We start from the raw sequence: 27,000 nt of genomic DNA on the forward strand, positions 1-27,000 counted from the left end.
ACTCTATGCCTTTATTGAGGTATAACTCAGATAATCTCTAATCCAGTAATTAATCTGGATCTGAATTTGGTGGATTGAGGAAAAGTCTTCCAGGCATTCCAGGACCTATGAATTCTGGAAAGGTGAGGCGGATAAGATATACTTCAGGATTTCTCAGCGAAGCTTGACCAAGCTGGAGGTTATTGAAACTACCTGGAATTTCACAGCCTATGGAGTGCCAGACACCTACACCTTTAAATGTAGCTTCTGCCACTGTTGCAGCACTAATTTGTCTAACATCTGCGGTAGTAAGAAAAATAATTGCTGGTATTCTTCCTGCTAATCCTGCATCGCTTCTGCGGAGAGCATCAAGGAAGCCAAGAATTTGGTATTCGTCGTAACTTGGTGGTAACAAACCTCCACTTAATGCTTTAACCTCATAGAAAACACTGTCTTGATATTCTTCCGGTGGGAAAAGCGGAGGGTAAACCATAAGTGAAAGCACCCCATCTGGTATTACATTCTTTAATTTACCACCCGTCTTAGCTTCCCTTTCTGGTGATGCAAATTTGCGCTTATTTTCTGGAATTGGAGTACCTGGTCTGATAGTAGCTAGTGCAAAGTTTTGAAAGGCTAGTGGAGCCTGCCCCACTGGTATACTTTGATTACCAGCAATTTCATCTAGTCGAGCTTTTGTTAGTGCTGTCTGAGAGGCATCAGCACAGAATTGAGCTTGTGCTTTGAAAGTTATGCCATTAATTGCAGTTGCGATACCGATAAATATAGCGAACTTTTGTAAGTAATTCATAGTTGCAGCTCACAGGCTGTTTAGAAACTATTTCGTAAATAACGCTATTTTTACAAACAAATCCAGCGAAATTTCACTGAAATTTCGCTGGATTTGTTGAATTTTGAAAAAAATTAAGTAGATTTACTACGAAGTTTAGATCGAATATTGTGCTTGTATATAAACTAGTAAAATTTATGAGTTTTACAATTTTTGAAAACTAAAAACCAAGAGAAGATAAATTAACACAATATAGATAATGCTAAAACTAAGACATTTGATTTCCGGTTTTTCTTTTATTGCTATATCAACTCTATCTCTTTTTCAGAATGTAGTGATAGCTCAGGATTATCCTGGTTGCTATATAATTAATTCATCGGGAAAAGTAGTTAACCTTGACCCATTATGTAAGAAGCGTAACGAAGAGCAGAGATTAAGGATTGCCATGAAAGCTAACGAACTTTATCAACAAGGGCGCGAGCGAGGTAGAAACGGACAATACAAAGAAGCATTTGACGATTTTACTCAAGCCATTAATCTCAATCCTGACTTTGCAGAAGCTTATATTTACCGTAGTCATGCTAGAACTTTAACAGGAGATAAACAGGGGGCAGTGACAGATTTCCAAAAAGCTATAGATATCTACAAAGCTAGAGGAAGAGCTGACATAGCTGATATGCTTCTAACCCCATTGCAGGCGCTAAAAAATGAAATTGAATGGGGTGACGAATAATCGCTAAAATTAGCCTAGCTAGAGGTACTGAGAACTGTTTCTGCCATCATATGCAACATCAAACCGTATTCCAATCCTTCTACAACTGCTTGATAAGAAGCTTCTAAAATATTAGGAGAAACACCAACGGTCGTCCAACGCTGATGACCGTTTTTTGATTCTACTAAGACGCGAGTTTTTGCTGCCGTACCGCTGTGTCCGTCTAAAATTCTGACTTTGTAATCGCTCAATTCAAACTGAGCAATTTGAGGATAAAAATTAACTAAAGCTTTTCTCAATGCCCTGTCTAATGCTGCTACAGGACCATTTCCCTCAGCGGCTTCGAGAATATCTTGACCGCTAACAGTTAGTTTAACAGTGGCGAGGGCATTAGTATTCGTTCGCCCTTCAACTAAATCGCAGTGAACTTGAAAACCTTTAATTTCAAAAAAATGCTGTCGCTTACCTAAAGCCTCGCGCATCAGGAGATCGAAACTAGCTTCTGCGGCTTCAAATTGATAACCTTCACTTTCTAATTCTTTCAGTCTTTGCAGAATTTGTCGCGCTGTCGGATTTTGTTTGTCTAATTCAATGCCAAATGTACGGGCTTTAGCGACAACATTACTAATTCCCGCTTGATCTGAAATTACAATTCGGCGGCGGTTGCCAATTTGTTCTGGTTGAATGTGTTCGTAGGTGAGGGGATTGCGTTCTACAGCCGAGACATGAATGCCTCCCTTGTGGGCAAAAGCAGAACGCCCTACAAAAGGCGCGTGTTCGTCAGGGGCAAGGTTGACAACTTCGCTGACAAAACGACTGACTTCAGTTATTTGAGGCAGTTGCGCGTCAGCAAGGCATTTGTAGCCGAGTTTGAGCTGTAAGTTAGGAATGAGAGAACAGAGATTAGCATTACCGCAGCGTTCGCCGTAGCCGTTGATCGTTCCCTGCACCATCTTCGCCCCTTCCATCACAGCTGCGATCGCATTGGCGACAGCTGTATCGGAATCGTTGTGGGTATGGATTCCTATTTGGGGAATCGGTAGGGGCGCACAGCTATGCGCCCCTACAGAAATAAATGCAGCTACGTTGCGGACAATAGAACTAACTTCATGCGGGAGAGTCCCGCCGTTGGTGTCGCACAGGACAAGCCATTCTGCTCCAGAGGCGATCGCGGCTGCTAAAGTTTTTAAGGCATAATCGCGATTGTGTTTGTATCCATCAAACCAATGTTCGGCATCGTAAATGACTCGTCGCCCTTGACTGCGAAGGTAGGCAACACTATCGCGAATCATCTCTAAATTTTCTTCCAGGCTGCATTTTAGCCCTTCTGTAACGTGGAGATCCCAAGATTTGCCAAAGATCGTTACCCAGCGAGTCCCAGCGGCCAAAATCGCTTGCAGGAGCGAATCTTCCGCCGCACTAACATGAGGGCGACGGGTAGAACAAAAAGCAACGACTTCAGCTTGTTTGAGGGGTTCTTCCTTCAGCTGCCAGAAAAATTGTACATCTCTAGGATTTGCTCCAGGCCATCCACCTTCGATAAAAGGAACACCCAATTGGTCTAGCTGGCGGGCAATGCGTAATTTATCTTCTAAGGATACAGACAAGCCTTCACGCTGCGTGCCGTCACGCAGGGTTGTATCGTAAATCCAGATTTGGTTCGGGTTGGAGGTAGAAGGTAATGCTTCGGTCATAGGGAAAAAACAAACACAGGAAAGCTCGAACTCTAGAAAGCGATATTCTGATTTTAGGTAGAACTAGATGGCGAAGTCGCTAACTAACATGAAGATGGTAAAGGTAATCGCTCAAGGGAAAACAATTGAATGCGATCGCGGTGCTGATTTACGACAAGTCTTGCTTAAGCATGACATTGACTTGTATAACGGCGGCGCTAAAGTTATTAATTGTCACGGTATTGGCAGTTGCGGTACTTGTGCGGTGTTAGTTGAAGGCGAAGTTTCCAAACCAAATTGGCAGGACAAAACCCGTCGCTCCCTTCCTCCCCATTCTCCCACGCGCAACTTAAGGTTAGCTTGCCAAACAAAAGTTTTAGGTGATGTAAAGGTAACAAAATTTGACGGTTTTTGGGGACAAGGTAGGGAAATTGTGTGGAATTCGGAATTTAAACTTTCCTCTGATGCAAGTGCTAGGATGAGCGAATATAGCTAGGGGTGTCTGGGAAACCAGGCTGAGATAGTCCCTTAGAACCTGAGACTGGGTAATACCAGCGGAGGGAAGCTGTTTATGGAAAGAACTCAAAATGCATACATAATGGCTGGCAAAGCGCTGCTGGTGACAGCGATCGCTCAATTTCTCGCCTCTTGCCTAACTCACAAATGACAAATGACAAATGACAAATGACATTTTAATTATTGGTGGCGGGGTCGTTGGTTTGGCGATCGCCGTTGAGTTAAGATTGCGCGGTGCATCTGTCACGTTACTTTGCCGCGATTTTCATGCTGCGGCAAGTCATGCAGCGGCGGGAATGCTAGCACCTCAAGCCGAACAAATCCCGCCAGGGGCAATGTTAGATCTGTGCTGGCGATCGCGATCGCTCTACCCCGAATGGACGCGCAAGCTAGAAGAAATTAGCGGGAAACCAACGGGTTACTGGGCTTGCGGCATTCTCGCGCCTGTGTATGAAGATGTAGGAGCGCACGGCTGTGCGCCCCTACAAGAAAATAATTCTTCCCCCGCTTACTATCTCGATAAAGAAGCAATCCACCTCTACCAACCAGGATTGAGCGAAGCAGTTGAGGGCGGTTGGTGGTATCCCGAAGATGCTCAAGTTGATAATCGGGCTTTGACATTGGCTTTATGGTCGGCAGCAGAATCTTTAGGCGTAGATTTGCACGATGGGATTGCTGTTGAAGGCATTTTACAGCATCAAGGACGAGTCATTGGCGTTCAGACTTCGAGTGGCAACTTCCCAGCCGATCGTTATATTCTGGCATCTGGTGCTTGGTCGTCAGAGTTGTTACCCTTGCCCGTGCGTCCGAAAAAAGGGCAAATGTTATCGGTACAAATACCAGATAGCGATCGCGCTGATGCGACTCTCCAACGGGTTTTATATGCCCCAGATGTTTACATTGTGCCGCGCCGCGAATCTCGTTCCGAGACGCTACGCGAACGCCGGATTATTATCGGTGCTACCAGCGAAGATGTAGGATTTACCCCTTACAATACTCCAGCGGGAATTCAAGCTTTACTGCAACGCGCAATCCGCATCTATCCTCAATTACAAGATTATCCGATTCGCGAATTTTGGTGGGGTTTTCGTCCTACTACTCCTGATGAACTACCCATCTTAGGAAATAGCCCCTGCTCGAATCTTACCTTAGCCACTGGTCACTATCGCAACGGCATTCTCCTCGCACCCATCACTGCCAAGTTAATTGCTGACTTAGTTTGGGAACAAAAGTCGGAGCCTTTGTTAGATAGTTTTAGTTATTTGCGATTTATGAGAGGGAGCAGGGAGCGCTTCGGTGCAGGGAGCAGGGGGAAGAGAGCAGAGGAGACTAAGAGACTAGGAGCAGAGGAACAGGAGAGCAACAACTGTCAACTGTCAACTAAGAACCAACTACCAATTACCAATTACCAATTACCAATTACCAACAATTCACAAATGCAAACTTTAGACCTACCACAGCAACAATCCCTCGATCGCCCTTTAGTTATTGCCGATCGCACTTTTTCTTCCCGCTTGATGACTGGTACTGGTAAGTATCGTAATGTAGAAGAAATGCAGCAAAGTGTGGTTGCTAGCGGTTGTCAAATTGTCACCGTTGCCGTGCGACGAGTGCAAACGAAAGCACCAGGACATGAAAATTTAGCCGAGGCTTTGGATTGGACAAAGCTGTGGATGTTACCTAATACGGCTGGCTGTCAGACGGCGGAAGAAGCAATTCGCGTTGCTCGTTTGGGGCGCGAAATGGCGAAGGTTTTAGGACAAGAAGATAACAATTTTGTCAAGTTAGAAGTGATTCCCGATCCAAAATATTTGCTGCCCGATCCAATCGGGACTTTACAAGCAGCAGAACAATTGGTAAAGGAAGGTTTCGCTGTATTACCTTACATCAATGCCGATCCAATGTTGGCGAAACGGTTGGAGGAAGTCGGCTGCGTGACTGTGATGCCTTTGGCTTCTCCAATTGGTTCTGGACAAGGATTGAAAACAACCGCAAATATTCAAATCATCATTGAAAATTCTGGCGTACCAGTGGTGGTAGATGCGGGAATTGGCACGCCTAGCGAAGCCGCGCAAGCAATGGAGTTAGGGGCAGATGCTTTACTGATTAACACGGCGATCGCCCAAGCTAAGAACCCCCCTGCGATGGCACGCGGCATGAAATTAGCCACCGAAGCCGGACGACTCGCTTACCTCGCCGGACGGATACCTATTAAAGATTACGCGATCGCCAGTTCTCCCCTGAGCGGCACTGTTACTAGCTAAAGCGGTAGTTTCCCCAATTCCCGATTCCCGTACGGGCGAGTTTGGAAACCCGCCCCTACGACTCCCGCATATGTAAATTTTCTTAACCAAAGTAAGAGAGTATTTCTACTATTTTTTGTTACAGTTAAGCAAAGAAAAGTAGAAAGGATTTGATTCATGCCCTATACCACCGAAGAAGGCGGTCGTTTAAATAACTTTGCTGTAGAGCCGAAGGTTTACACCGCAGAACCACCAAGCAACGCTCAGAAGCGTAACTACATTATTGGTGGTGTTGCAGGTGCAGTTTTGGTTGCAGCTTTAGTCTTTGTTGCAGTAGCTGTCTCCGGTGCCAGTTAATATCGAGAGTTTTTTGAAAATTCAACCACTGATTTTCGCCAAATACCCGAGAAGCGCGATCGCACCTACAATACGAGGTGAAAGAGCTAAGCAGTCAGGATGTATTTGGGCGAAATTTTTATTTTTTGAATTGAAGCTTGCTTATCTTTATTGGCGCTTAACTGTCAACTGTTAACCGTCAACAACCAACAGTATTTACGACTTATTGACAGATACTCAAAAGACTATAGTGCGATCGCTACTTTTTTACCACCAGTCAGTCAACAATCGCGATCGATGTGAATCTTAAGATTAAGACTTTTTACTATCTCGTATCGATTCACTGTCCTTGTCGAGAGGAAGAAATTTAACTAAATTTCCGCTCTCGACATTATTATTATGTATCTTTGCTGTAAATGTCAGTATCTATCTGCGGCATGATTAAATCGTAAGAAGTTGCGTTACCAAGTCCAATCTTTTTTTGCGACAATACAAAGTCTCCCCCTACGATCGCATCCTCAAGGATAGAACATGTCGGACAACCTCAGAAGTCAAGTCGTTACCCAAGGCGTACAGCGATCGCCTAACCGTGCTATGTTACGGGCTGTCGGTTTTGGCGATGCAGATTTTAGCAAACCCATCGTTGGTATTTCCAACAGTTACAGCACGATTACCCCTTGTAACATGGGGATTAACGATCTTGCCAAACGTGCCGAAGCAGGAGTGCGTAACTCTGGGGGAATGCCGCAAATGTTCGGTACAATTACCATCAGCGATGGTATTTCGATGGGAACGGAAGGGATGAAATATTCCCTCGTATCGCGGGAAGTGATTGCCGATTCAATTGAAACTGTCTGTAACGGACAGAGTATGGATGGAGTCTTAGCGATCGGCGGCTGTGATAAGAACATGCCAGGGGCGATGATTGCTATGGCGCGGATGAATATTCCCGCGATTTTCGTCTATGGTGGAACAATTAAACCAGGACACTACAATGGCAAAGATCTAACAGTCGTCAGTGTGTTTGAAGCCGTGGGACAATACAGTGCTGGCAAAATTGACGAAACAGAATTAATCGAAGTCGAACGCCTTGCTTGTCCTGGGGCTGGTTCCTGTGGTGGAATGTACACGGCAAATACAATGTCTTCTGCGTTTGAAGCAATGGGGATGAGCTTGCCCTATTCTTCCACAATGGCAGCGGAGGATGCAGAAAAAGCCGAAAGTACGGAAAAATCAGCTTTTGTTTTAGTTGAAGCGATTCGCAATCAACTTTTACCCCGTCAAATTCTGACTCGTCAGGCGTTTGAAAATGCGATCGCGACGATCATGGCTGTGGGTGGTTCGACTAATGCTGTTTTACACCTACTGGCGATCGCCTATGCAATTGGAGTAGAACTCACTCTAGATGACTTTGAAACTATCCGCGCCCGCGTTCCAGTCCTATGCGATCTCAAACCGAGTGGTAGATATGTAGCAACAGACTTGCACAAAGTCGGCGGAATTCCTCAAGTGATGAAAATGTTGCTCGTACATGGTTTATTGCATGGCGATGCGCTGACAATTACAGGACAAACCATTGCTGAAGTTTTAGCCGATGTCCCCGATACTCCACCTGCTAACCAAGATGTGATTCGTCCTTGGGAAAATCCCCTTTACGCCGAAGGACATTTAGCCATCCTGAAAGGAAACCTAGCAACGGAAGGTTCGGTAGCGAAAATTACGGGGGTCAAGACACCGAAAATTTCGGGTCCAGCGCGGGTATTTGAATCTGAGGAAGCCTGTCTAGCGGCAATTTTGGCAAATCAAATCAAAGCTGGAGATATCATCGTCGTGCGCTACGAAGGACCCAAAGGAGGTCCTGGGATGCGAGAAATGCTAGCCCCCACTTCAGCAATTATTGGCGCTGGTTTGGGAGACTCGGTAGGATTAATTACTGACGGGCGTTTCTCAGGTGGAACATACGGTATGGTTGTCGGTCACGTTGCCCCAGAAGCCGCTGTAGGAGGTGCGATCGCCCTGGTACAAGAAGGGGATACTATCACCATTGATGCTCGTTCCCGTGCCTTACACCTGCACGTATCGGATGAAGAATTAGCTCAACGTCGTGCTAGTTGGAAACCCCGCCCGCCACGGTATACTACAGGCGTGTTAGCTAAATATGCCAAGTTGGTATCTTCTAGCAGTCTTGGTGCGGTGACGGATCTAGGTCTGGGTTGAGCGAACGTGACTCGATCCCCCCTAGCCCCCCTTCAAAAGGGGGGAATAGTCTTGTTGGTACTAATGCGACCGCAAAATTAGCGATCGGGTAATTCCGACTTACGACTTACGACTTACGACTTACAATCAGTTCCATGCAAAAATCCGTTCCCGCCAACTGGACGTTAATTCAACAGCGCCTTACGCCATATTTATTCTTACTACCAGCACTACTCGTTCTAGGGCTGACAGTCTTTTATCCTGCCCTGCAAGCATTTTACTTGAGTTTTACCCGTTACGAATACGACTTAACCCAAGCACCTGAATGGGTTGGTTTCGCCAACTTTCAGCGTTTGTGGCAGGATAAAGTTTTTTGGCAAACTTTGGGAAATACAATATTGTATTTAGCGATCGCCGTGCCGATTTTGGTTGCAATTCCTTTAGTTTTGGCAATTTTAGTTAACCAGAAACTACGAGGAATGCACTGGTTTCGCGCTGCCTATTATACGCCTGTGATTATTTCTATGGTCGTAGCAGGGATTGCTTGGCGATGGTTATATGCTCAGAATGGCTTGCTGAATCAATTATTGAAACAAACTGGAATTTTAACCAGTGGTCTACCCTGGCTGACTAGTCCCAGATTCGCCCTTTTTAGCGTCATCGCAGTCACAGTGTGGAAAGGACTAGGGTACTACATGGTCATTTATTTAGCTGGGTTACAATCGATTCCAGCAGAATTATACGAAGCCGCTGCGATCGACGGTTCCGATGGCGCGCGAAAACACTGGGATGTTACAGTGCCATTAATGCGACCTTACTTAATGCTAGTAGCCGTCATTTCTGCTATTTCCGCCACCAAGGTATTTGAAGAAATCTACATCATGACCAAAGGCGGACCCCGCAACAGTTCTAAAACTATTGTTTATTACCTTTACGAGCAAGCTTTTGGCAGTAGTTTAGACATTAGTTATGCCTGTACGATCGGTTTGGCAATGTTTTTAATTATCTTGGTCTTGTCAATTTTGAATCTGAAGCTGTCACCGAAGAATTAGTAGTGTAGAGACGTGACATGCCACGTCTCTACACTTTCTTTTCTCACCATTAACTAACGACAAGGGGACTAAAAACAACCCAAAATACCAAGACGATCGCGGCAAGGATAAAACTCGATCTAACATTGAGATTGTGCGATCGATGCGAACCAGCAAACTTCTCCAACTCTGCATCTGAGTGCTGGAAGATTTCTAGTTGTCTCTGGTTCGGTGCAGCACTGGTTAAACTGACAAGTACCAAAATGGCAATAGAAATGACAAACAGCAGAATCGCGAAGTGTAAGAAGTTAATCGTGGCATAGGCTACCAAAGGTCGCCAAGTTATCCAACCTGCTTTTACGGCGATTTCGGCGATAAATCGAATCGCACCCAAAATAAAACCAGTAATTAAGGTATTGAAAGCCGCCCTACCAGTAGCGCGTTTCCACAATATCCCCATCAAGAAGACAGCTGCAATCGGTGGCGAAACGTAGGCTTGTACTGACTGGAGATAGACATAAAGCTGATTGCTCATCAACCCGATAAAGGGGAGCCATAGCAAACCAGTCACTACCAGTAGAATAGTCGAAATTTGTCCGGCTCGCACTAACTCGCGATCGCTTGCCTCTGGTTTCCATTTTTGGTAGAAGTCCATCACGACTAGCGTGGAACTACTATTAAAGACGCTGGAAAGAGAACTCATCAACGCCGCCAGCAACCCAGCTACCACTAATCCTTTAATTCCAGGCGGGAGGAGATTATTCACCATCGTGGCATATATCCGGTCTGGTTCCACGTCGGGAAACAGAATTCTCCCGGCGATACCTGGTAAAACGAGGATGAATACGGGTAGGAGTTTTAAAAATCCGGCAAAAATTGTCGATCGCCTGGCAACTTCAATATTAGGTGCGGCAAGGGTGCGTTGGACGATCATTTGGTCTGTACACCAATACCATAAACCTAAGATGGGTGCGCCGAATAAAATTCCCGTCCAAGGAAAATCGGGATGGTTGATGTCTTTCCACAAACTAAAGAAGTTGGGATCGACTTTTTGATACAAAGCACCAAAACCACCCACATCAATAATCGCCGTCGCAGTCAGGAAAATTCCCCCAGCAATCAAAACAAATGCTTGGAAGAAATCAGTGTAAATGACTGCCCTTAAACCGCCAAAAATTGTATACGCACCCGTGGCTACAATTAAGGCGATCGCGCCTAGCCAAATATTCCAGCCTAAAATTGTTTGCAGAACGATCGCCCCTGCATAAACTGCTACGCTAATTTTTGTAAAGACATAAGCAATTAATGAAATTGCGGATAGATAGGTGCGGCACTGACGATTAAACCGCCTTTCTAAAAACTCCGGCATCGTAAATACACCAGTGCGGAGATAGAACGGCACAAATAGCCAGCCTAATAGCAACAGCATAAAACAGGCAATCCATTCAAATTGCCCTACTGCTAAACCAGAACTAGCACCGCTACCCGCTAATCCAATGAAGTGTTCGGCAGAAATATTGCTAGCAAATAAACTCGCACCAATTGCTGCCCAACCAATACTTCCACCGCCCAAAAAATATGATTTGCTAGTCGCTAAACTTTTCTGACTCGACCAATAACCAATCGCCGCTACACCTACAAAGTAAGCAACGAGAAACACGATATCTATAGCAGCCACCGTCTTCTCCTACAATTTTTAATTTTTTTAGCTAAACGTTGAACGAAAAGTTTTGTGAAGAAAAATTAAGAAGTAGGGGCGGGAATGCTCCGAGCGCCTACTTCCTGGTTTTCTCGTAGTTTGTCGATCCCTAGCTGCAAAAAGCTGTAATTTTCAGTGAAAACTAAATTTTGTTTAATTGTTATCAGTCGTGGGTTAGATATTTTCTTAATACCTAAAAACTCCTAATAATTAATCGTAGAAATAATTTGTGCTTTCTAGCAAATTAATTTAGAATTTGTAACCAATTTCTTGAACTTTTCTTAAGTCAATCCAAACTCATCCGTAAGATATATGACTATAGCTAGATGCTCGGTGATATTCTTAATTTATGAAGATGTAATGCTGCTAAAAAACAGCTATTGTTGAGCCTAAAGGTTTTCTCTTTAGACCAAATAAAAGCAGAGTAAAATTTTTTGTAAAAAATAAAGTGAGTGGCGAACGGATGAACAAAAAATTGCCGCACGCTAGATTGTTTCTGGCTGTGAATTTAGTAGCGGCTTTAGTAGGAATGAGTGCGGAAACTACCTTAGCATTGCCGCTAGAAAATAATATGGCTCAAGTTACGTCAGTCTCTCAACTATCTGACGTGCAACCGACAGATTGGGCATTTCAAGCGTTGCAATCTTTGGTAGAAAGATATGGTTGCATTGCGGGATATCCCGATGGAACGTATCGAGGAAATCGTGCTTTGACCCGCTATGAATTTGCCGCAGGATTGAATGCTTGTTTAGATCGAGTCAACGAACTAATCGCTACAGCTAGTGCAGATGTAGTGACGAAAGAAGACTTAGCAACATTACAACGATTGCAAACAGAATTTGGTACAGAACTGGCAACTTTGCGCGGTCGAGTTGATAGTTTAGAAGCACAAACAGCAGAATTAGAAGCCAATCAATTTTCGACGACGACAAAACTTAATGTCAGTTTAATTACAGCAATTACAGATACATTTGGCGATCGCATAGCCGGAAATGAGGACGATTCTAATACGATATTCGGCTATCGTTCGCGGATGAATTTCGAGACGAGTTTTACCGGACGAGATTTACTGCGGACTCGTTTGGAATTTGGTAACTTTGGCGATATGGAAGACGTGTCGGGTACGAACATGACACGGCTTAACTTCGATACAAACACCGATAACGATGTAACTGTACCGCACCTGTTATACCGCTTTCCCGTGGGTTCCAACCTCACCTTTACTGTAGGTCCCGCCGGAGTCGGTTACACCGATATTACCGATACCCTGACCCCTCCTAGCATTGCTGATGACAGCAGAGGTATTCCCTCTCTGTTTGGCGAGTACAGTCCCCTGTATCGTCGTGGTGGTGGTGGTGCGGCGGTGAATTGGGAGATTGCCGAGAGTTTAACTTTGACTCTAGGATATTTGGCTGGTAGTCCCAGCGATCCTGGCGATGGTGCTGGTTTATTTAACGGTACGTATCACGCCTTAGCACAACTTGCTGTTGATGGCGATTGGGGTGCGGCTGGAATTGCTTACTCGCGCAGTTATAACCCTGCGGGAGTAGTGGATCTCACTGGTAGTACGGGTAGTTTGCTAGCTAGCGAACCATTTGGAGACGATATTGCGACATCCGCAGACATCTTTGCTTTTCAAGGTTTTTATCGCTTTTCACCCAAGTTTCAACTACATGGTTGGGTAGGTTACATTAGTGCGAGTGCTAATGGTTCGGGTTTGAGTGCGATCGCCGATGGTAGCGGGGGTACGATTACTAGTACTGTTGAAGATGGGGATAGTGCGGATCTCTGGTATGGTGCAGTAGGTTTAACTTTCCCAGATGTGGGGGGTGAAGGTAATCTACCAGGAATTTTGGTTGGCTTGCCTCCTAGAGTTACAGATAGCGACGTGCGCGATGAAGACGATACTTCCTATCACGTTGAGGCTTTTTACCGTTTTCAAGTTAACGATTACATTTCTGTGACTCCTGGTTTTTGGGTAGTTTTTAATCCTGAAAATAACAGTGACAATAGCAATCAATATGTTGGGGTGATTCGGACGAGTTTCAATTTTTAAGATCCATATTATTGTAGGGGCGGGTTTATTGAGGAATTCCTGTAGGTATGAAGATCTCTAGTAAAACCCGCCCTTTGGATATGATGATGTTTTGCACTGCATAAATTAGTACAATGAATAAACACATTGCACCAAGAGAGTTTGGGTATCTATGACACTTGAACAACTTGAAGCCGAAGTTCTTGCACTTCCAAAAGATTCTCAAATAATGTTACTAGCCCGACTACTTGAGCATTTGGGACAAACCAGTGACATTGACACAGAGGTTGCAAACATTTGGATTGAGGAGGCTGAAAAGCGCGATTTAGCCATGAATGCAGAGCAAATTGTTGGTATTCCTGCTGAAGAAGTTTTTCAACGAATTCGAGCGTCTTTGCAATGACAAATGCCGTATTTCATCCGTTGGCAGAGCAAGAAGTAATTGACGCAGCAGCCTACTATGAAGAACAGAGTAAAGGTCTTGGACTATCGTATTTATCAGAAGTAGAACATGCAATCAATTTTCTCATACGCTATCTCGAAGCAGGATCGGTAGTTCGAGGTTCTATTCGTCGGTTAATTTTACCAAAGTTTCCTTATTCACTCTTGTACCGTATACTTGCCGAGAATCGAATTCGGATTTTAGCTGTAGCACATCATAAACGTAAGCCGCAGTACTGGAATAGTCGAGAGTAGCTACGTTTTAAAGTATCTCAATCAGAAGTCAAAGCGATCGCGCCTATACGCAAAGATACTAAGAGTTAACTTGGTGTCTTTGCGTTTTTGCATATTAATTGTTAGTAGCTATTTGCCTTATGGGAATACTGAGTGAGGATGCGATCGCATTACTTCTCTTAATGTCCAAACTAATATTATTCCACTCACTCATAGCCCCCCTTTTTAAGGGGGGTTGGGGGGATCTCGCGGATCTAAAATCTCTCAACCCCAGCAAACTCTTTAATATCAGTCATCTTAGCTGCTTCCCCACAAGTGCGCGGAGTCGGAAAGATCTTACCAGGATTAGCTAAACCTTTTGGGTTAATCGCCTCCCTAACATATTGCATCGTTTCCAAATCTGCCTCGGTAAACATATCGGGCATAAAACATTTCTTATCTGCACCAATACCGTGTTCGCCGGAAATACTACCACCAACTTTAACGCAGAGTTTCAGGATCTCTCCGCCTAATTCTTCGACTTGGTGCAAAGCCCCTGGTACGGAATTATCATACAAAATTAACGGGTGAAGATTACCATCACCCGCATGAAATACGTTCGCAATCCGATAACCATATTGCTGACTTAAATTTTCAATTTCTTGTAAAACGAATGGTAATTGAGTACGCGGAATCACCCCATCTTGGACGTAGTAATCAGGGCTGAGATGTCCGGCAGCGGCAAATGCTGCTTTGCGTCCTTTCCACAACTTGAGGCGCGTTTCAGAATCGCTGGCTGTGGTAATTCCCCTCGCCCCATTTTTCAAACAAATATCGCTAATCAGCTGTTTAGTTTCTGCAACTTCTACAGCTATGCCGTCAATTTCTACTAACAAGATTGCCGTGGCATCTCTGGGATAACAACCCGTGGCAACCACATCTTCTACAGCATTAATGCTGAGGTTATCCATCATTTCCATCCCAGCTGGAATAATTCCCGCACTGATGATGTCTGAAACCGCCGCCCCTGCTGCCTCTACGCTGGTAAAATCGGCAAGCAGAACGCAAATTGATTCGGCTGATTTGAGAATCCGTAGCGTAATTTCGGTAGCAATTCCCAACGTTCCCTCGGAACCGACAAATACGCCTGTAAGATCGTAACCGGGCATTTCTGGTACTTGTCCGCCCAAATCGACAATCGAACCATCGGGGGTGACGACTTTTAAACCTAAAACGTGGTTGGTAGTGACACCGTATTTAAGACAATGTACTCCACCAGAATTCTCGGCAACATTCCCGCCCACCGAACAGATAATCTGACTGGAAGGATCGGGGGCGTAGTAAAATCCATCACCGCTAACTGCTTGCGTCACCCAGTTGTTAATCACACCTGGCTGTACCACAACTTGCTGATTTTCCAAATCTATGCTGAGGACTTGCCGCATCATTGAGGTGACGATTAACACGCAGTCTTCTATCGGTAATGCCCCACCAGATAAACCAGTACCGGAACCACGGGCAATGAAAGGAATATTATGGCGATCGCAAATCTTTACAACTTCCGCTACTTGTTCTGTCGTTCTTGGCAACACGACAACTGCGGGACGCTGGCGATAACTCGTTAACCCATCGCACTCATAAGTGATCAATTCCTCTCGACGCTGTACCACACCATTTTTGCCTAACACTGCTTCAAATTTTTTAATAATTGTCTTCCAGTCACGCTGCTGCTTATCTTGGATTAGCATAGGGAATTCTCGCAAATTAAATTTATTTTTAAAACTGCTGGATACTGCAACTTAAAGATTGAAACTTCAGTGATGGCGGATAAAAAGTATCGTAGTGTTACTTAATTTGGATTGACTCCCTGCGATCGCCCTCTCCCATATTGTTACAGAAACTACAACCCATAAAATTATCTGAATTCATCTTTGTTACAATTTTTTTTGTAACTTCGACTACTTTTCTATTCTCACTTGTCGAGAGCTTATTGACAAGCCAAGCCGAAGTCAAAAGTTAAAAGTCAAAAGTCAAAAGTCAAAAGTCAGAATTAGTTCTACGGTTAAACCCGCCCGTACAGAAGTCATATATATGGGTAGTTCCACAGTTTGTAGATAGCCAAATATCATTTCATCGTTAAATTCAACAATATTGATAGGTGAATCAGAGATAAATTTTATTGGGAAGTTACGCAATTTATAATTATCTGTACAGAAGATATCCGCGCGGATTTATGAAATGTCTTGCACCGAATGTGATAATATGTCCGGCTGAATGTTTCATCCAAAGATTGTATGTCTTGGTGCTACAAATACCTCACATTCTTGCTGTTAGCGATCGCCTTGTTGCCTTTGAATGCGAGCGCAGTATCATCCAGAGATATGACAACTAATGCCTCTGCAACCAAAAATCTAAAATCCAAAATAGTAGCGAACGCCCTGATTTTGGTAAATATTTTCAACAAGTAGGGGTCTAGGGTACATTTTTGCTGTAAGACCTGAAGCAATTGAATAATCTATGCTAACCTGTTGGGCATCCTGTCTTTGATACACTTGTTCCTCACACTCCTTCACTGACCAGCCTACATGGTTCATGTCAAGCGCGTAGAACTCACGAACTTCAAATCCTTTGGTGGCACGACTAAAATTCCTTTGCTGCCAGGATTTACTGTTGTCTCAGGTCCCAACGGTTCCGGTAAATCTAATATTCTCGATGCTCTCCTGTTTTGCCTCGGTCTAGCAAGTTCTAGAGGGATGCGGGCGGAACGCCTACCCGATCTCGTCAACCACGACAAAGCCACACGGGGAAAATCGGCAGTAGAAACGATTGTGACGGTGACTTTTGATTTAGAGGGAGCAGGGAGCAGGGAGCAGGAAGCAGAGGGAATAGAGGTTAATGGGAATGGACATTATGTTGAGGATTTAGAAGACAAGGGGGACAAGGAAGACAAGGGAGACGAGGAAGATACATCCCTCACTCCTCACTCCTCACTCCTCACCCCTAATGAATTGACGATTACGCGCCGCTTACGAGTGACTCAGCAGGGTTCGTATACGTCAACTTATTACATTAATGGTTCTACCTGTACTCAAACTGAGTTGCACGAACAACTGAGTCAGATCCGCATTTATCCTGAAGGCTACAATGTCGTGCTGCAAGGGGACGTGACGAGTATCATTTCCATGCACTCGCGAGAACGACGAGAGATTATTGACGAACTGGCGGGGGTAGCAAATTACGATCGCAAAATTATTCAGGCAAAAGAAACTTTAAATGAAGTTAAAGACAGGGAAGACCGCTATCGCATCGTTGAAACTGAATTAATTACGCAACGCGATCGCCTGTCTCACGATCGCATCCAAGCTGAGAAATATCAAAAGCTGAGAATAGAATACCAGCAAAAGCAGCAGTGGGAAATTGTTTTAGTCTGGCGATCGCTACAACAGCAACAAGAAAAGTTGGTGGCGGAAATTCAAACGGGCGATCGTACGCTAACTGAATTAACAACTCAACTTACTACCCTCAACACCCAAATTCAACAGGTAACGGCAGAATTAGACGCACTCAACGCACGGGTGAAGACTCTGGGGGAGGAAGAACTCTTATCTCTGCAATCAACTCTAGCCACCCAGGAAGCCGAACGGCGACAGCTACAAAATCGCCAAAGAGACTTGACAAATGCTTATGAAAATGCTGGGAATGCCTACACGCAACAACAGTTAGAAATTCAACAACACCAAAATTCTCTGGTGCGGTTGCAACAGCAGCAACAGGAAATCGTTGCTCAACTCTCTACCCTGCGTCAACAACGGGATGAGGCGCAACAAACCTTAGAACAAAGTCGTACAGAAGCTAGTGCAGTCGCCGATGCTTCCGATGCTTGGGTGCAACAACAAGCCGCTTTAAGCCGCCAAGTTGAATCTCTGCTGCAAACTGTAGAACCCCAGCGTACCGAACAAGCGCAATTAAAAGAGCGATCGGATCAATTAGAAAGGCAAATTCAAGAGCAAAGTCAGTTAATTCAAACTTTAGAGCCAGAGCTGGCGACAAAGCAAGCGCAGTTAACTGAATTAGAAACTCAATTATCAAGCCAAATCGAGCAAATTCAATCTTTAGCCCAATCTTTAGCTGCGGCTGAAGCCGAGTTACAAATTCAACAGCAAACTCAAAATCGCCTACTCCAAGAACAAAGAGATAAACAGCGTCAGTTGGATAAGTTGGAGGCGCAGTCTCAAGCCTTGCAGGAAACTCAAGGGACTTTTGCCACAAAAATTTTGCTGCAATCAGGTTTAAGCGGGATTTGTGGTTTGGTAGCCCAACTCGGTAAAGTCGAACCTCGGTATCAACTGGCTTTAGAAATTGCGGCTGGGGCGCGGTTGGGACAATTGGTAGTAGAGGATGATGGCGTAGCGGCTTCGGGGATTGAGATCCTGAAGCAAAAACGAGGCGGAAGGGTAACGTTTTTACCCCTAAATAAAATTCAAGCCCCGCGATTTTCCCCAGCTTCGGGGATGCGCTATGCCAATGGTTATATCGACTATGCGATTAATTTAATTGAATGCGATCGCCGCTATCAAGATATTTTTGGTTATGTTTTCGGTAGTACGGTTGTTTTTGCGGATTTGCAATCGGCGCGTTCTCATTTAGGGCAATATCGGATCGTCACCTTAGCAGGAGAATTGTTAGAAACCAGTGGGGCGATGACTGGGGGTAGTATCAGCCAGCAAAATTCCAGTTTGCATTTCGGTACGAGCGATGCTACTGAATCGCAGGAAGTTATAGAGTTAAGAAATCGCTTGCAGGAAATCGATCGCATTTTAGCTCGGTGTGGTGAATCGATTGGTAATTTAGCAGCTAAAACTAAAAATCTATCTCAAGAGTTAACAGAAGCGAAGACCAAACAAAGAGAAAATAATCTCCTGAAGGATCAATTACAAAAAGAAATTCGCAAGCTAATTCAACAAGTGGAAACTGGGCAATCGCAACTGGCTCAGAACACAAAACAACTATCTACGGTACAAGCTAGATTAGAAACTTTAGAACGAGATTTACCCGTTCAAGAAGAACAATTACAACAACTACGTCAAGCTTTAGTGGAGTTGGAACAAGCTCAAACTAACAGTCAGTGGCAGCAAATTCAAGCCACAATTAGACAGCAAGAACAGGAATTACAAACTAGAATCGAGATAGTTCGTAACGCCGAACAGCAATTGAAAGATATAGAAAATCAAACTCAAAGATTGCACGAGAAAATTCAAGAATGCGAAGTGCGATCGCGAGACTACCAACAGCAGCAACAAGAAAATCAAGCACAGCAAGCTGCTGTCAAGGCTCAATTGCAGGAAATTAGCGAACATTTAAAACAGATCCATACATCCTTGAAAGAAATCGAACAGCGGATGACGGCGGAAAGACAAGAACGCGATCGCGCCGAACAAAAGCTGCGGGAACTGCATTTAAACCAACAACAGGTAGAATGGCAACAGCAGAAGTTGCAAGAAACGCAAACATCGCGGCGGGAAGAATTAGTTAATTTACAAGCGCAAATTCAAACCCAAGCCGCAGAAATGCCCGATCCCTTGCCAGAAGTACCGGTAATGGTAGATCTAGAACAATTGCAGAAAGAATTGCGATCGCTTGTCAAGCGCATGGAAGCGATGGAACCTGTCAATATGTTGGCGTTAGAAGAATACGAACGTACCAACGCTCGATTAGAAGAATTGAGTCAAAAATTATTGACATTAGAAGCCGAACGCACTGAACTGTTATTGCGGATTGAAAACTTTACCACTCTGCGTCAAAGAGCGTTTCAAGAAGCCTTTGATGCGGTGAATGAAAACTTTCAAACTATTTTCGCCACTCTATCGGATGGGGATGGATTTCTGCAACTCGATAACCCCGAAGATCCATTCACCAGCGGACTTAATTTAGTTGCACATCCCAAAGGTAAACCCGTGCAGCGTCTCGCTTCCATGTCAGGGGGAGAAAAATCTCTCACGGCGCTGAGTTTTATCTTTGCCTTACAACGCTATCGTCCATCACCTTTTTACGCCTTTGATGAGGTAGATATGTTCCTAGACGGGGCAAATGTGGAACGATTAGCTAGAATGATCGAACAACAGGCTAAACAAGCACAGTTTATTGTCGTGAGTCTGCGCCGACCCATGATAGAATCAGCCGAACGTACAATAGGAGTGACCCAAGCGCGAGGAGCTTATACGCAAGTTTTAGGCATAAAATTGTAACCCTCAGACAACTTTGGTTGAGGATTCCATCATAATAGTATCGATCGTTAGAAAGTATTAACCGTTAACCCTGATTCGAGATCGGGACTCCGCAAAGCAATGACCTCTGAAAACACTATTAAACGCTCCGACATCTTAAACACAAAGGTGATCGCGGATGACAACGCCAAAGTATTAGGGGTTGTCAGCCAACTATGGGTAGATATCGATCGCAGGGAGGTTGTAGCTCTTGGTTTGCGAGACAACCTGATCGCCTTTGCTAGCGTACCGCGTTATATGTACCTGAGCAGCATCAGCAAAATCGGCGATGTAATTTTGGTGGAGAACGAAGACGCGATCGAAGATATCGATGTAGAAATTTACAGCAACTTAGTTAATTGTGAAGTCATTACAGAAACAGGTCAACCCTTGGGGCGAGTGCGTGGCTTTACATTTAACGCTCAAACAGGCAAAATCCATTCTTTAATTATCGCTTCGTTGGGTTTACCCCAGATCCCCGACCAGGTAATTAGTACTTATGAATTGCCAATTGAAGAAGTTGTCAGCAGTGGACCCAATCGGCTAATTGTATTTGAAGGCGCTGAAGAAAGAATTAATCGTTTGAGTGTTGGAGTGCTAGAACGGCTTGGTATTGGTAAAGCACCTTGGGAGAAAGAAGAAGACGAGTACTATACTCCCACAGCAGTGCGACCGGAAAACCAGCTGGGAAGTGGCGTACCGTTGCAAGCACCAAAAGCCCAACCTCTACGGACAACTCAACCTGCGGTACAGGAAGCTTGGGACGAGGATGAATACGAGTATGAAACAGTCCAGCCTCGGATCGAACAGCAGCCATTACGCCGCCAGCAGTACGAACCCAACAGATACGATCGCGATTTAGAGGAAGAGGAAAACTGGAGTGAAGCGTCGGGAAGCGATCGCTATACGCCTGCGCCTCCACCCCGTTACCCCGAACCCCAGCCGTTTGAACCGAAGTCATACACAGCACCGAAAGATTTAGATGACGATCTCGATGGCGATGCTTGGGGAGAAGATGAGGAACCGCAGCCTTTGAATATTCCCAAGAAAATCAAGCAGCCAGAATACGAAGAAGAAGGCGGCTATTAGGAAAGTCAAAAGTTAAAAGTTAAAAGTCAAAATGTAATTCATCATCTAAATGTAGAGGCGTTACATGTAACGCCTCTACATTTTTTATGCCATTTACGCCTGAGCATCTAGCGGTAGCAATACGCGAAAGCTGCTACCAGCACCTAATCTACTGCTAACTTTTATTTCACCTTTATGCTGTTGGACGATCGCTTGAGCGATCGCTAGCCCTAAGCCTAAGCCATCTTTTTCAGATTTAGCAGTATCGGCTCGCCAAAAGCGCTGGAAAATGAGTGGTAGCGAATCCGGTGGAATACCAATTCCCGTATCTTCGATCCGAATCACGGCAAATCGTTGCTCTCGTTCCAAAAATAGCGCTACTCTTCCCCCTTCTGTGGTGTATTTGAGAGCGTTATCTAGAAGGTTAGAAAATAGGCGGCTGAGTTTATGGCTGTCGCCTTTCACGACTATACCAGTACGTAAATGCGGGGTGAACTGAATTTGCTTGTTTTGAGCTTGTGGTTCAAAGCGCTCAACTAAATCTTGCAGTAACTCTTCTAAAGGAATTGATGCAAAGTTAAAATCGCGATCGAGGCGATCGCTATCAATATTAGCTCTGGATAGAAATAGTAAATCTTCTACTAAATGAATGATTTGCTCGTTGGCGCGATCGATAATTGCTAACTTTCTCACCTGAGCCGGACTTAACTCTTCTGGACTATTACGTAATAAATCTACTGTAGTACCAATCGCGGTTAGGGGATTGCGTAGTTCGTGCGCTACATCTCCGGTAAAGTGTTTTAATCGCCTTAAGTTACGTTGCATTGGTTGAAGAGTGAGCCAAGTTAAACCAATCCCGCTAATGCTACTTAATAGTAATACTGTGACTCCTCCCACAATCAGACCTGAGCGTAGTTGCTCTAACTTCCACAGCAAATCTTGAGTAGACTCGCTAGCGCGAATATATCCTTCTAAGCGTAAGGTAGTTTTATCTCGATCTTCGGTATAAACAGCAATAGAAAAAGTCCGAACTTGTCCTTGTTGCTGTAGGATTGGAAACCCCTCTTGTAAACCATCAGCTAAGGCTTGCGACAATGACGAATTAGCAAAAAATTTTCCCTCTTTTGCTAAGAGCTTACCTTTAGGATTAAACCATTCGAGGCTTTGATTGTGGCGAAATAACTCTTGCCAAGGAAGTTCATCATCTAATCTTTGAATTCCTCGACTTTTGATAATTCGCAAACTAGGAATAGCAGCTTCAGCCAAAATTTCTAAGCGATCGTTTAATTGTTGTTCTAGACTACGGCTAAAAAAGATATAAATAGCTGTACTAGACGCGCCAAATATAGCAGACATTACTAATAAATAAGTTAGTAAAAATAACCAGCGTAATGATTGAAACATTGAATATTTACACTGCTCTCAACTCAATTGAATATCGCTCTCAAGTTTCTGAAAAATGAGATGCGATACGCTTCAGTTCAACTCGAATCGTACATGAGAATAGTGCAAAAAAAGTAATAAAGTAGCGACTTCAATCTTAAATTACAATCGTGAACTTAACATGAAGATTGCATGAGAAAACTCTCATGTTTTGAGAGCAAGGCTTCATATTGGTCATTGGTCATTGGTCATTTGTAAGTTCTTCCCTACTCCCTACTCCCTACTCCCTACTCCCTAATAACTGGTCATTGGTCATTGGTGAGTAACTTACGACTTACGACTTACGACTTACGACTTACTAAGGTCATTGATAGTTCTTCAAATGAACTATGGCGTAAACGAGAAGGTGAGATGTCAGAACGCTGAGGTACTTGCCTTGGTTCAAATGTCGTGTCTGTAAAGTATACAGGACGAGAAGAACTCAACTAGCGAGATTCTCTGCTTGGCGAGATAGAGCGCTATTTCACCGATTCTCAACTTTGTCTCAACTTTGTCACTTTTTTATTCCAGGTTTATTACATTTATTGGTTTAACTTATGACATGCATAAGCAAATTCCTAAGTCAAACCACGAAAGAGGTAATCCCATGAGCAACATCTTCTCTATCAAAAGCGATCGCATCCAGCAGTCTGCTAACGTTCACGCTAATGTGCTGGCATCCTTCAATCAAGAGCAAAGTTCGCCAAAAATTGACTTTAGCGCTTACATTCATCCCTTAGCTGCGGTAATTGGTAACGTTTATCTCGGCAAGCGAGTCATGGTAGCTCCCGCAGCATCAGTACGAGGCGATGAAGGACAACCAATCTGGGTAGGAGATGATGTCAACGTACAAGATTGCGTAGTGCTTCATGCTTTAGAAACTCACGTTAATGGCGAAATGGTGCAAGAGGCTGTAGTAGAAGTTGAAGGTAACTTCTATGGAGTATACATCAGCGATCGCGTTTCTCTGGCGCATCAATGTCAAGTCCACGGTCCAGCCAGCATTGGTACTGATACTTTTGTCGGAATGCAATCTTTAGTATTTCGAGCCACAGTCGGCAATAACTGCGTTATCGAACCCAAAGCTTTAGTCATGGGAGTTAATATCGCCGATGGCAGATACGTCCCCGCAGGTTCTCTGATTACGACACAAGAAGCTGCTGACGATTTACCTTTAATTACCAACGAATATCCCCTCAGATTCCTCAATCAAGCTGTGGTTCACGTCAACACGCAGCTAGCCACTGGTTATCAAGGCATTGGTACTGACGAGCAATTGAAAGCAGCATAATTAAAAATTCGGAATTCGGAATTCGGAATTCGGAATTGATACACCACGCGCCACGCAACTACCAACTACCAACTACCCATTACTACCCAGAGAAATTCACCATGACACCCAAACTGAAATTAGTTACCACCAACGGTCAAACAGCATCGCGTCAACCACTGTCTATGGCTGTTGGCATTCCCAATCAAAAACATATTCCTGCTGGAGCAATAATTACTAACCAGTCGGATGTCGAGAATTTACCTGCTGTGACTCAGAGTCACCGCTATCAAAATAGCTACCGTCAAATTAATTCCTGTCAAAACAACTTCTGTCAAAAGAACAAACACCCTTTGTTGAAACTTGTTGCCTAGTTACCCTGCAAGTATGGAGAGGAGGACTGAGGGATGAGTATGCACTGTCCCGAACAGTTACGATCCTTGACGAGTAGCATACTGATGACATTACTACGCAACCAAGACATCGTTTGCCCCACGGTCACATTTATTACACGAGTTCCCATCCCAGCCGTACTCATTGGCATCCAAAAGCAGTGGTCGATCGCCTATAAAAAAGTTTCAGGTAACAGCGATCGCCTCACGCAGAATTTAGTCCAAAATGCACTCCAAATACCCCAGTTGCAGCATGACTTCTACCTTCTTCAACAAATCCACAGACCCCCTTTCTCAACTCAAAGGAAAAATCTTTGGTACGCCAGAGCGATCGCTAGAACAAGCTTATCAAGCCGCGCTGAGCATAAAATCGATTGAAGACCGATATTTTCATGGTGGTAAAGTAACTGTATCAACCGCTAACGATGCTCAAATTCCTACTAGCGTGCAATCTGAGTTTGAGAAGCATTTAAGTATACTCAAACAGCAAATGAAGGAGTTTAATACGAGCAGTTCTACGCAGGGAAATTTGGGACAAGACCACCTGATGCGACTCTTTTTTACCGAAGGAACTCTGACGAAATACACTCTCGAACCTCAATCATCGGCGGCGTTAGTACCCTTTTCAACTAATCTACCAACCAATAGTTCATCTCAGCTACCCACTCCACCAATTCAAGTCATTGAGGTGAAACAAGCGATCGCCCCAGAAAAAACAAGAGCGAGGCAACTTCACCGCAAGAATTCTAGAAATTCAGCTCCAGAAAATGCCGAACCGCAAGTCAAAGCTGGAGTTCTACCGCGTTCTCTTGAGCGCACAATTAATAAAATCAAGAACGAGCTTGACCCAAATGCAGAAGCAGAAGTTGTCAAATCATTTCGGCGATCGCAAAAAAAGACTGTCGTTGCCATTAGGTTACTGGCATTGTTGATTTTGATTCCTTTAATAACTCAGCAAGTGTCCAAACTTTATTTGGTGCAACCAATTGTCGATCGCGTGCGAGACGAAGCAGTTACGCCAGTCTTCTTAAACTCTGAAATGAAAGAAGAGGCGCTCAAAGAACTGCAAACCTTTGAAGAAGAACTCAAGCTAGAACGTTTGATGGGTGCAGCACCTGCCCTAACTTCAGAAGCAATTGAAGAGAAAGTCAAAGATAAAGCAACTGAAATTTCTCAGGAATTTCGTCATCGTAGCAATAACGCTGTTAGTAATGTTTTTGCTGATATCATCGCTGTTTTATCTTTTGCTTTAGTGTTACTATGGCGACGTAAAGATATTATGATGCTCAAGTCATTCATGGATAATATTGTGACTGGCTTGAGTGATAGTGCTAAGGCTTTTTCAATTATTCTGATTACCGATATCTTTGTCGGGTTTCACTCTCCTCATGGTTGGGAAGTTTTGTTAGAAGGGCTATCTAGTCATTTAGGAATTGCAGCAAATCGCGGTGTAATCTTTCTATTTATCGCCACAGTTCCGGTCATTCTCGCCACAATTTTTAAGTATTGGGTTTTCCGTTCCCTCAGCCGGATGTCACCATCAACGGTAGCGACTTTGAAAGAGATGAACGATTAAATTTGTGTCATTGCTGCTAGAAAATGCTCGTAGAATGAGGTTGAGTTGATGATTTTTCCCATCAGTAAAAAAGCTCGCAGTCGCCAAAATCGATCGCCAAAAGTTTCTGTTTCCGGCAAGCGATCGCAGTCATATCACCGTAAATTAGTCGCATCGCGATCGTTTCGCGAAAAGTTCCAAATTTATACCGGAGAACAATTACACTGGTTGCAAGTTACTCAGCGACTTTTATTCTCTATCATTCATGGAATTCTGCCTTGGGCGATCGCGTGTGGAAGCTACGGCTTACTAATTTCTGTACTGGATCATTATGGAAAGCTGCCTGCTTTCTTTGGTGACAGTAAAATCATTCAAAATGTCGTTATTAGTTTTAACGTCATTCTCAGCCTACTACTGGTGTTTCGCACCAACACAGCTCACGAACGCTTTTGGGAAGGACGCAAACTATGGGGTTCAATGGTAAATACTACGCGCAACTTAGCGCGAGGAATTTCGATTACAATTGAACAACGAGAACCGCAGGAGCGAGACGAAAAAAGTGCTGCTGTCTATCTAGTTGCTGCCTTTGCTGTGGCGATGAAAATCCATCTACGGCGAGAACCAATGAATTCAGAATTGGAGCCGATGATGCCACCGTTGCAATATCATCAACTGCAAAATGTCAATCACGCTCCCTTAGAAATTGCTTATTGGATTGGAGATTATTTGCAACATCAATTCGAGCGCCAACGCCTAAACATTTTTCAGCTGACATCCTTGCACGAACTATTAGATGATATGGTAGACATCTTAGGTGGCTGCGAACGCATTCTAAAAACCCCCGTTCCCTTGGTATATACCGTTACTCTCAATGCTTTGCTGTGGATTTATTTCCTGCTTTTACCTTTTCAGCTAGTTGGTGGTATCAAGTGGTGGACAGCACCGATCCTTGCCTTTATGAGTTTTCTCTACTTAGGTATCAATGAAGTAGGGGCAGAAATTGAAGAACCTTTCGGTCGCGATGCCAATGACTTGCCCTTAGATGCAATCTGCGCCACAATTGTTCGTAACCTCGAACATATCATCCAATTTGCCCCCTGCGCCCGCGTGCTGCGCCCTGCTAGTGGTAACGTTCTCGATTTACCCCGAAAAACTGCTTGAATCGTGCC

The 27,000-nt window shown here is 44.2% G+C and carries 22 protein-coding genes, 1 pseudogene and 1 riboswitch; of the genes and pseudogenes, 18 read left to right on the plus strand and 5 right to left on the minus strand.

The window, feature by feature from the left end; translation table 11 throughout:
* Positions 1–49 precede the first annotated feature (49 nt).
* A complete protein-coding gene (locus QH73_RS11240) occupies positions 50–787 on the minus strand; it encodes a hypothetical protein (RefSeq protein ID WP_039716356.1) in 738 nt (245 codons plus the stop codon).
* Positions 788–1,025: 238 nt separating this feature from the next.
* Here QH73_RS11240 and QH73_RS28135 point away from each other — a divergent pair, with 238 nt between their 5' ends.
* Positions 1,026–1,499: a tetratricopeptide repeat protein gene (locus tag QH73_RS28135; protein WP_236146964.1), complete on the plus strand. Its 474-nt coding sequence runs from the start codon at positions 1,026–1,028 to the stop codon at positions 1,497–1,499.
* Between the two features lie 14 nt (positions 1,500–1,513).
* On the opposite strand, the gene cimA is transcribed toward QH73_RS28135, so the two are convergent.
* Positions 1,514–3,172 carry a citramalate synthase gene (gene cimA, locus QH73_RS11250; protein WP_039716355.1) on the minus strand — a complete coding sequence of 553 codons (1,659 nt, stop codon included), beginning with the start codon at positions 3,170–3,172 and terminating at the stop codon, positions 1,514–1,516.
* Positions 3,173–3,266: 94 nt separating this feature from the next.
* Here cimA and QH73_RS11255 point away from each other — a divergent pair, with 94 nt between their 5' ends.
* The 6 genes and pseudogenes from QH73_RS11255 (at position 3,267) to QH73_RS11275 (ending at position 9,494) form a co-directional block, all read left to right on the plus strand.
* The gene (locus QH73_RS11255; protein ID WP_052290268.1) at positions 3,267–3,647 is read left to right on the plus strand and encodes a 2Fe-2S iron-sulfur cluster-binding protein; all 381 of its coding nucleotides are present in this window, start codon (positions 3,267–3,269) and stop codon (positions 3,645–3,647) included.
* Positions 3,636–3,731, plus strand: a riboswitch (TPP riboswitch). (Overlaps the previous gene by 12 nt.)
* Positions 3,732–3,828: 97 nt before the next feature.
* A pseudogene (thiO, locus tag QH73_RS29145) lies at positions 3,829–4,936 on the plus strand (glycine oxidase ThiO); the annotation flags it as partial.
* 167 nt (positions 4,937–5,103) lie between these two features.
* Positions 5,104–5,931: a thiazole synthase gene (locus QH73_RS29150; RefSeq protein WP_445263846.1), complete on the plus strand. Its 828-nt coding sequence runs from the start codon at positions 5,104–5,106 to the stop codon at positions 5,929–5,931.
* Between the two features lie 156 nt (positions 5,932–6,087).
* Positions 6,088–6,267, plus strand: a complete 180-nt coding sequence (psb34, locus tag QH73_RS11265; RefSeq protein WP_039716353.1) for a photosystem II assembly protein Psb34 — start codon at positions 6,088–6,090, stop codon at positions 6,265–6,267.
* 510 nt (positions 6,268–6,777) lie between these two features.
* Positions 6,778–8,463, plus strand: a complete 1,686-nt coding sequence (gene ilvD, locus QH73_RS11270; RefSeq protein ID WP_039716352.1) for a dihydroxy-acid dehydratase — start codon at positions 6,778–6,780, stop codon at positions 8,461–8,463.
* A gap of 134 nt (positions 8,464–8,597) precedes the next feature.
* Positions 8,598–9,494 (plus strand): carbohydrate ABC transporter permease, encoded by an 897-nt coding sequence (locus tag QH73_RS11275; protein WP_039716351.1) that lies wholly within the window; start codon positions 8,598–8,600, stop codon positions 9,492–9,494.
* A 49-nt stretch (positions 9,495–9,543) separates the two neighbouring features.
* On the opposite strand, the gene QH73_RS11280 is transcribed toward QH73_RS11275, so the two are convergent.
* Positions 9,544–11,151: a sodium:solute symporter gene (locus QH73_RS11280; RefSeq protein WP_039716350.1), complete on the minus strand. Its 1,608-nt coding sequence runs from the start codon at positions 11,149–11,151 to the stop codon at positions 9,544–9,546.
* Positions 11,152–11,635: 484 nt separating this feature from the next.
* Here QH73_RS11280 and QH73_RS11285 point away from each other — a divergent pair, with 484 nt between their 5' ends.
* The 3 genes from QH73_RS11285 (at position 11,636) to QH73_RS11295 (ending at position 13,903) form a co-directional block, all read left to right on the plus strand.
* Positions 11,636–13,228 carry an iron uptake porin gene (locus QH73_RS11285; protein WP_052290145.1) on the plus strand — a complete coding sequence of 531 codons (1,593 nt, stop codon included), beginning with the start codon at positions 11,636–11,638 and terminating at the stop codon, positions 13,226–13,228.
* Positions 13,229–13,379: 151 nt separating this feature from the next.
* Positions 13,380–13,610: an addiction module protein gene (locus QH73_RS11290; protein ID WP_039716349.1), complete on the plus strand. Its 231-nt coding sequence runs from the start codon at positions 13,380–13,382 to the stop codon at positions 13,608–13,610.
* Positions 13,607–13,903, plus strand: coding sequence for a type II toxin-antitoxin system RelE/ParE family toxin (locus QH73_RS11295; RefSeq protein ID WP_039716348.1), 297 nt, complete (start codon positions 13,607–13,609; stop codon positions 13,901–13,903). The genes QH73_RS11290 and QH73_RS11295 overlap by 4 nt, the downstream gene beginning before the upstream one ends.
* A 233-nt stretch (positions 13,904–14,136) precedes the next feature.
* Here the strand turns inward: QH73_RS11295 and glcD are convergent, their stop codons facing one another.
* Positions 14,137–15,609, minus strand: a complete 1,473-nt coding sequence (gene glcD, locus QH73_RS11300; RefSeq protein WP_039716347.1) for a glycolate oxidase subunit GlcD — start codon at positions 15,607–15,609, stop codon at positions 14,137–14,139.
* Positions 15,610–16,094: 485 nt separating this feature from the next.
* On the opposite strand from glcD, the gene QH73_RS11305 reads away from it, so the two are divergent.
* From QH73_RS11305 to QH73_RS11315, 3 genes are all read left to right on the plus strand, one after another.
* Positions 16,095–16,253, plus strand: coding sequence for a hypothetical protein (locus QH73_RS11305; protein ID WP_165587663.1), 159 nt, complete (start codon positions 16,095–16,097; stop codon positions 16,251–16,253).
* 193 nt (positions 16,254–16,446) lie between these two features.
* Positions 16,447–20,106, plus strand: a complete 3,660-nt coding sequence (gene smc, locus QH73_RS11310) for a chromosome segregation protein SMC (protein ID WP_132866923.1) — start codon at positions 16,447–16,449, stop codon at positions 20,104–20,106.
* Between the two features lie 99 nt (positions 20,107–20,205).
* The gene (locus tag QH73_RS11315; RefSeq protein ID WP_039716344.1) at positions 20,206–21,213 is read left to right on the plus strand and encodes a PRC-barrel domain-containing protein; all 1,008 of its coding nucleotides are present in this window, start codon (positions 20,206–20,208) and stop codon (positions 21,211–21,213) included.
* Between the two features lie 93 nt (positions 21,214–21,306).
* Here the strand turns inward: QH73_RS11315 and QH73_RS11320 are convergent, their stop codons facing one another.
* A complete protein-coding gene (locus tag QH73_RS11320; protein ID WP_052290144.1) occupies positions 21,307–22,596 on the minus strand; it encodes a sensor histidine kinase in 1,290 nt (429 codons plus the stop codon).
* 625 nt (positions 22,597–23,221) lie between these two features.
* On the opposite strand from QH73_RS11320, the gene QH73_RS11325 reads away from it, so the two are divergent.
* The 5 genes from QH73_RS11325 (at position 23,222) to QH73_RS11340 (ending at position 26,992) form a co-directional block, all read left to right on the plus strand.
* Positions 23,222–23,905 (plus strand): LbetaH domain-containing protein, encoded by a 684-nt coding sequence (locus QH73_RS11325; RefSeq protein ID WP_039716343.1) that lies wholly within the window; start codon positions 23,222–23,224, stop codon positions 23,903–23,905.
* Positions 23,906–24,006: 101 nt separating this feature from the next.
* Positions 24,007–24,258 (plus strand): LbetaH domain-containing protein, encoded by a 252-nt coding sequence (locus QH73_RS11330; RefSeq protein ID WP_039716342.1) that lies wholly within the window; start codon positions 24,007–24,009, stop codon positions 24,256–24,258.
* A 33-nt stretch (positions 24,259–24,291) separates the two neighbouring features.
* Complete coding sequence (locus QH73_RS29155) at positions 24,292–24,654, plus strand: hypothetical protein (RefSeq protein ID WP_309476472.1); 363 nt, start codon at positions 24,292–24,294, stop codon at positions 24,652–24,654.
* The gene (locus QH73_RS11335) at positions 24,587–25,852 is read left to right on the plus strand and encodes a proton extrusion protein PcxA (RefSeq protein ID WP_309476476.1); all 1,266 of its coding nucleotides are present in this window, start codon (positions 24,587–24,589) and stop codon (positions 25,850–25,852) included. Before QH73_RS29155 ends, QH73_RS11335 begins: the two co-directional genes overlap by 68 nt.
* Before the next feature lie 48 nt (positions 25,853–25,900).
* Positions 25,901–26,992 carry a bestrophin family protein gene (locus QH73_RS11340; protein ID WP_039716340.1) on the plus strand — a complete coding sequence of 364 codons (1,092 nt, stop codon included), beginning with the start codon at positions 25,901–25,903 and terminating at the stop codon, positions 26,990–26,992.
* Positions 26,993–27,000: the final 8 nt, after the last annotated feature.

This window comes from Scytonema millei VB511283, assembly GCF_000817735.3.
In the GTDB taxonomy this organism is placed as follows: domain Bacteria; phylum Cyanobacteriota; class Cyanobacteriia; order Cyanobacteriales; family Chroococcidiopsidaceae; genus Chroococcidiopsis; species Chroococcidiopsis millei_B.